This is a genomic window from Kitasatospora sp. NPDC001683, assembly GCF_053596495.1.
On the sequence record NZ_JBSFGK010000188.1, the window covers coordinates 1 to 5,728 of the forward strand.

The 5,728-nt window shown below is 73.0% G+C and carries 4 protein-coding genes; 1 reads left to right on the forward strand and 3 read right to left on the reverse strand.

The genetic code is table 11. The features are described from left to right. Positions 1 to 78: 78 nt before the first annotated feature. From ACWCYO_RS40030 to ACWCYO_RS40040, 3 genes are all read right to left on the reverse strand, one after another. Positions 79 to 996, reverse strand: coding sequence for a hypothetical protein (locus tag ACWCYO_RS40030; protein ID WP_270140276.1), 918 nt, complete (start codon positions 994 to 996; stop codon positions 79 to 81). A gap of 148 nt (positions 997 to 1,144) precedes the next feature. Continuing rightward, positions 1,145 to 2,863, reverse strand: a complete 1,719-nt coding sequence (locus tag ACWCYO_RS40035; RefSeq protein ID WP_449786982.1) for an Ig domain-containing protein — start codon at positions 2,861 to 2,863, stop codon at positions 1,145 to 1,147. Between the two features lie 210 nt (positions 2,864 to 3,073). Next, the gene (locus ACWCYO_RS40040) at positions 3,074 to 4,309 is read right to left on the reverse strand and encodes a M20 metallopeptidase family protein (RefSeq protein ID WP_449786984.1); all 1,236 of its coding nucleotides are present in this window, start codon (positions 4,307 to 4,309) and stop codon (positions 3,074 to 3,076) included. A 243-nt stretch (positions 4,310 to 4,552) separates the two neighbouring features. Between ACWCYO_RS40040 and ACWCYO_RS40045 the strand changes: the two genes are divergently transcribed. Beyond that, positions 4,553 to 5,644 (forward strand): lactonase family protein, encoded by a 1,092-nt coding sequence (locus ACWCYO_RS40045; RefSeq protein ID WP_449786983.1) that lies wholly within the window; start codon positions 4,553 to 4,555, stop codon positions 5,642 to 5,644. The last annotated feature ends 84 nt before the right edge of the window (positions 5,645 to 5,728 follow it).

Genomic DNA, 5,728 nt, shown 5'->3' on the forward strand with positions numbered 1-5,728 from the left:
CGCCGCGCGCCCCGCCCCCGCCGGGGCCGCCCCCCCCCGGGGGGGGGCCCCGCCCCGCCGCGCCCCCCCCCGCCACCGTCATTGACGGCGTGTCCGCCACCCATTCCGAACCCGGGCGAGCCGACCGCCGGCGCGTTTCCCGGGCGCGGTCCCCAGCTGGAGCTCTGCCAGTCCGTGCAGCACCCGGCCCTCGGCTCTCGCCTGGGCGAGCCCCCGGGCGAAGGTCGCGCGGTGCGCCTCGGGCTCCATCTCCGGCAGGCCGGGTGGCGACGTGTCCGGGGGCACGATGCTGACCAGAACGCTGCCCCGGCCCTCGGCCGCAGCCAGCCAGTCAGGCCTCGCCTCAACCCGCCAGCCCGGTCCCCACCCACAGCGACCACCGTCCAGCAGCAGGCGCTTCACTACGAGTCCGTCGCCGACGTCGACGGCTCCACTCGTCTCCGGCGGCTCATCCGTGCTGGGCACGAAACCGCTGTCGATCGCGGCCTCCACCAGCTCGGCGTGGAACTCGGCGACGATCTCCACGATCAGCTGCGCGTACGGCGGCCCTTCGGGAGGCTCGAGCACCCCAAGCGCCCACCCCGTCGGGACCTGTCCTCGGTGGTGGACCTGCGGGTGGGAGTCCCGCCCGGACGGGCCGATGACGTAGGTGCCCGGTGGGAGGGTTCGGTGCCCGTGGCCCTGGTCCGTCCCGGCCCACGATCGGGACGGACGACGGCCGCGGTAGGCCGTGACCAGCGGGGCGACCGCGATCAGGAGGAGGGCGATTCCTCCCACGGCGAAATGGATCCAGGCGGAGACCGGCAGGCCCACCCACAGGAATCCCGCACCGAGCGCGGGGGGGACGGCGACGGCCATCACGACGACGAACCCGGGTGAGACCCGCGACCGGTGACCCGCCCACCGTTTCAGGCCGGTGATGTGCAGGAAGGCCGCCCCCACCAACAGGGCCAGTGTGACCAGTCCGGCGAGGGCGTCAAGGGGCCATAACGTCATGCCCGGCATTCTCGCCCGCCGACCTGCCCCGGGGCAGTGGCCGAGATCACCTGACCAGGGATCAGGACCGGGTGCCCGCCGGCCCCGAACGCCGGTGGCCCTCCCCGGGCGGGGAGGGCCACCGGCATCGGATCACGGGATCACGGGATCACCCGACGTTGACGGCGGTGTCGTCGAGGACGAAGGAGGTCTGCTTGGTGTAGTCCTCGGCGCCGGTGAACTTGAGGGTCACGGTCTGGCCGGCGTAGCCGGACAGGTTGAAGCTGTGCTGCTGGTAGCCGGCGGCCGCGTTCATGTTGGAGTAGGTCGCCAGGGTGGTGCCGTTCGCGGTCACCGTCAGCTTGTCGTAGGCGCTGGTGGTGGGCTCGGCGGTGTCGACGTGCAGCCAGAAGCTGAAGGTGTAGCTGCTGCAGCCGGTCGGCAGGGTCACCGTCTGGGCGAGGGTGTCGGTGTTGGTGCTGCCGTAGCCGTCCAGCCAGACGTCGTAGGTGCCGGAGCGCGGCGGCTCGCTGGAGCTGCTGTTGACGGTGCTGCTGCCGCTGGTGTTGGTCTCCGTCCAGCCGGCCGTCGTGCCGGTCTCGAAGCCGGGGTTGGTGAGCAGTTGGGCCGCGGTGCAGCCGGTGCCGCCGGTGGACTGGACGGTCCAGGTGAAGGTGACGGAGGAGGAGGGGCCGGTGGAGTCGGTCGCGGTGGCCGTCACGGTGTAGGGCCCGGCGGTGGTGGGGGTGCCGCTGATCAGGCCGGTCGCGGTGTTGAGGCTCAGGCCGGCGGGCAGGCCGGAGGCGCCGTAGCTCAGGGTGCCGCCGGCCGTGTCGGTGGCGGAGAGCTGGAGGCCGGTGGCGGTGCCGACGGTGGCGGTGCGGGCGCCGGGGTTGGTGAGGGTGACGTTGCCGGTGGTGCTGCCGCCGCTGCCGGCGGCGAGCCAGGCGGTGGCGTTGAGGCCGAGGGCGGCGTCGGTGCCGGCCGGGTCGTTCCAGCCGTTGTAGAGGGTCTTGCCGGACTCGCCGGTGCCGTCGTCGATGGCCGAGCTGTCGCCCCAGAGGGCGACCCGGCCCTTGCCGAAGCTGCTGGTGACGAAGAACGCGCCGGTGGTGCCGGAGTAGCCGGTGCGGTAGACGATGCCCTTGACGTTGGGGTTGTCGGCGGGCTTGAGGGTGAAGGTGGTGCCGTTGCGGATGATGCTGCCGGTGACGGTGCCGAAGGGGCCGTGCAGGACGGGGTCGGTGGCGTCGTTGATGGCGGTCGGATTGTCGGTCTGGATGTTGAGCAGGTCGACCGAGAGCCCGAACGGGTCATTGCTGTTGACCGAGTTGGTGGTCATCAGGTCGTTGATGATGGCGGGGGAGTCCCAGCCGTCGTTGTTGCGATCGCTCTGGGTGTGGTCCGAGATCAGGAACAGCCCGCCGCCGTTCTGGACGAAGGTCATGACCGCGGTCTTCTCGGCGTCGCTGAGCCGGATGTTGGGCTCGGGCAGGACGAACTCGTCGAAGTTGGCGAGGTCCAGCGCGCCGCCGGTGCCGTAGGTGATGGTGGAGCCGCTCGGCAGGGTCTTGAGGCTGTACTGGCCGGTCTTCTGGAGGGCGACTCCCCAGCTGGAGATGGCACCGGTCCAGTCGGTCTCGGACTGCGGGCCGGCGTTCTCGGCGAGCGGGTCCGGCTGGCTGGTGCTGATGATCCAGTCGGCGTTGCCGGCGGTCTCCGCCTTGCTGTTGTCGAACAGCACCCGGTGCTGGGTGGTCGTGGCGGTGGCCGTCGTGGTGACGGTGGCTGCGGCGGCCCGGTGGGGGGCGGCACTGGCGCCGGTGAGCACGGCCAGGGCGACGGCGCCCAGGGCGAGCGGGCGGGTGGCTGCTATGCGTCTGAGCATGTGTCATGTCCCTTGTGTCGTGGGGTACGGGGGAGTGCTACGCGCGTAGGCGCGCTGACACGCTTCCATGATGGGGTAAGCGGAGCTTGAACGGAACGCGACGAATCGGAACTTCGCCCCGTCGCTCACCCCATCCACGGCAGCCTGCACGGCTAGCGCACCGTCAGATCACCGGATCTCCTCACCCGGCGCCCGCCCGCCGGACAGGCCCTACTCCCGGGCCAGCCTTCCCAGGGCCAGGCCGGCCAGGAGCGCGGCTGCGTCGGCGAGGACGCCGTCGTCGAACTCGGCGTCGGGGGAGTGGTTGTAGGGCGTGGTGAACGGGTCGCGGCCGTCGGTCGGGGCGGCGCCAAGCATCAGGTAGGCGGACGGGACCAGCGCGGCCACCACGCCGAAGTCCTCGGAGCCGGCGATCGGTTGGGGCATCGGGACGTACCGCTCCGGCCCGAACAGCCGGGTCGCCAGGCCGGCCGCGAAGTCCGCCTCCACGGGGTCGTTGACGGTCACCGGGTAACCGGGCTCCACCTCGGCCACCGACTCCAGCCCGTGCGCCGCCGCGATCCCGTGCACCACCCGCAGCGCCTCGGCGCGCACCAACTCCCGCGAGCGCGGCGAGAAGGAGCGGATGGTCGCCGCGAACCGGGCCTCGTCGGGGATGACGTTGGCCGCGGTGCCGGCGCTGAGCGTGCCGACGGTGACCACCACCGGGTCGAAGGCGTCGATCCGCCGGGTCACCATCGTCTGGAGGGCGAGCACCGCCTCGCACACGGCCGGCACCGGGTCCAGCGCCGAGTGCGGGCTGGAGCCGTGCCCGCCGCGCCCGCGCAGGGTGACCTGGAGGGTGTCGGAGGCGGCCAGCATCGGCCCGGGCCGGGCGGCGACCAGCCCGTTGGGCAGCAGGGCGGCGGCCACGTGCAGGGCGTACGCGGCCACCACCCGCTCGCCGGCCGCGTCCAGCACCCCCGCGTCCACCATCAGCTGGGCGCCGCCCGCCCCCTCCTCGCCCGGCTGGAACATCAGCACCACGTCGCCCGCCAGCTCCGCGCGCCGCTCGGCCAGCAGCCGGGCGGCGCCGACCAGTGCGGCCATGTGCAGGTCGTGCCCGCAGGCGTGCATCGCGCCGGGGAGGCGGGACGCGTACGGCAGTCGTACGTTCTCCTGCACCGGCAGCGCGTCCATGTCGGCACGCAGCAGCACCGTCGGCCCGGGGCGGCCGCCGCGCAGCACCGCCGTGATCGAGCTCAGCCCCTTGCCCAGGGTGAGCTCCAGCGGTAGCCCGTCGAGCGCCGCGAGCAGCCGGGCCTGGGTCCTGGGCAGGTCGAGCCCGATCTCCGGCTCCTGGTGCAACTCCCGCCGCAGAGCGGCCAGTTCGGGCTGGAGGAGGGCGGCCGCGCGGGTCAGTTCGGGCAGTGCCAGCTGGTCGAGCAGGTCGGCGGACGCGGGCAGGTCGGACACGGTGCCTCCAAGAGGTGGGCGGGTCTGGCTGTCTCCATGGCGGGTCTGGCTGTCTCCATGATCGGCGTCCCCGGCTTCGTTGAGACAGTCCGACGGAGTGACTATCTTCGTCGGGTGAATGAGCGGCCGGTCATCGTGGAGTCGAGCCCGGCAGGAAGCCGGCGCCGCGGTTCGTCCCCGGCCAGTCACGTCGACGGACCGTTCGCCGGAGGGCGAGCAGAGAGCAGGCATGCCTTGAACCACCCGCCGAACGACCTTCCGGCCACGGCGTCCGGCGGCACGCTGGTCATCGGCAGCGCCGCTCCGGCCAGCACTCCCGGAGCAGGCCTCAGCACCGTCCGCTACGACGCCGGCGGCGCCATGAGCCTGGTCCGGACGCTACCGGTCGACCACCCTTCCTACGTTGCCGTCGATCCGACCCGCGCGGTCCTCCACGCCGTCGTCGAGCAGGAAGCCGGACGCGTCCTTTCCCTCGGGACCGACGTGGACACCGTGACCCCGGGCCCGCCCGCCACCGTCGCCAGCGGCGGCGCCGGCCCCTGCCACCTCGCGGTGCACCCCAGCGGTTCGCACGTCTTCGTCGCCCACTACGGCGACGGTGTCCTCTCCGCCATCCCCACCGGCGCGGACGGCACGATCGCCGCCGGGCCGGTGCAGACCATCCGCCACCCCGGGCGGGAGGCCTGCGGTGAGCTGCTCACCGAGCCCCATGCCCACATGGCCGCGCCCTCGCCGGACGGGCGGTTCCTGCTGTGCACCGACCTCGGCACCGACCGGATACACGTGTACGCCTTCACCGAGGCGACCGGCCGGCTCAGCGCGCACCAGACGGTCGGACTGCCGCCCGGCAGGGGCCCGCGACACCTGGTGTTCCACCCCTCGGCCCGGTACGTCCACGTGCTCAACGAGCTCTCCTCCACCCTCACCGTCTGCACCTGGGACCCGCACGCCGGCCGTCTCGGACCCACCGCCGAGCTGGAGACACGACAGGACCCGGGCGCGCCGAACGCCAACTCCGCGGCCGCCGTCCGGCTGTCCGCGGACGGCCGTTTCCTCTACACGACCAACCGCGGCGATGACGCGATCGCCGTCCACGCCGTGCGGGATGACGGCGCGTCCGTCGAGTTGCTCACCACCGTCGCATGCGGCGGCAGTTGGCCCCGGGACATCGCGCTCAGCCCGGACGGGCGGCTGCTCTTCTGCGCCAACCAGCGTTCCGACACGCTCACCGCCTTCCATCGCGACCCGTCGTCCGGGCGGCTGACCCCCGCCGGGGAGCCGCTGGCGATCACCGAGCCCACGTCCGTCCTGCCGATCGGCTGCTGAGCGCCGGTCGCCCCCGGGAGTCCATTCCGGCGAGTGCTGGGCGTCCGACGCGGAGGCGGCGCGCCGCCGCACCGGGAACCACGG

Coding starts and splice junctions, on each gene's coding strand:
- ACWCYO_RS40035 (WP_449786982.1), bottom strand. CDS start 2,863: ATGCTCAGACGCATAGCAGCCACCCGCCCGCTCGCCCTGGGCGCCGTC.
- ACWCYO_RS40030 (WP_270140276.1), bottom strand. CDS start 996: ATGACGTTATGGCCCCTTGACGCCCTCGCCGGACTGGTCACACTGGCC.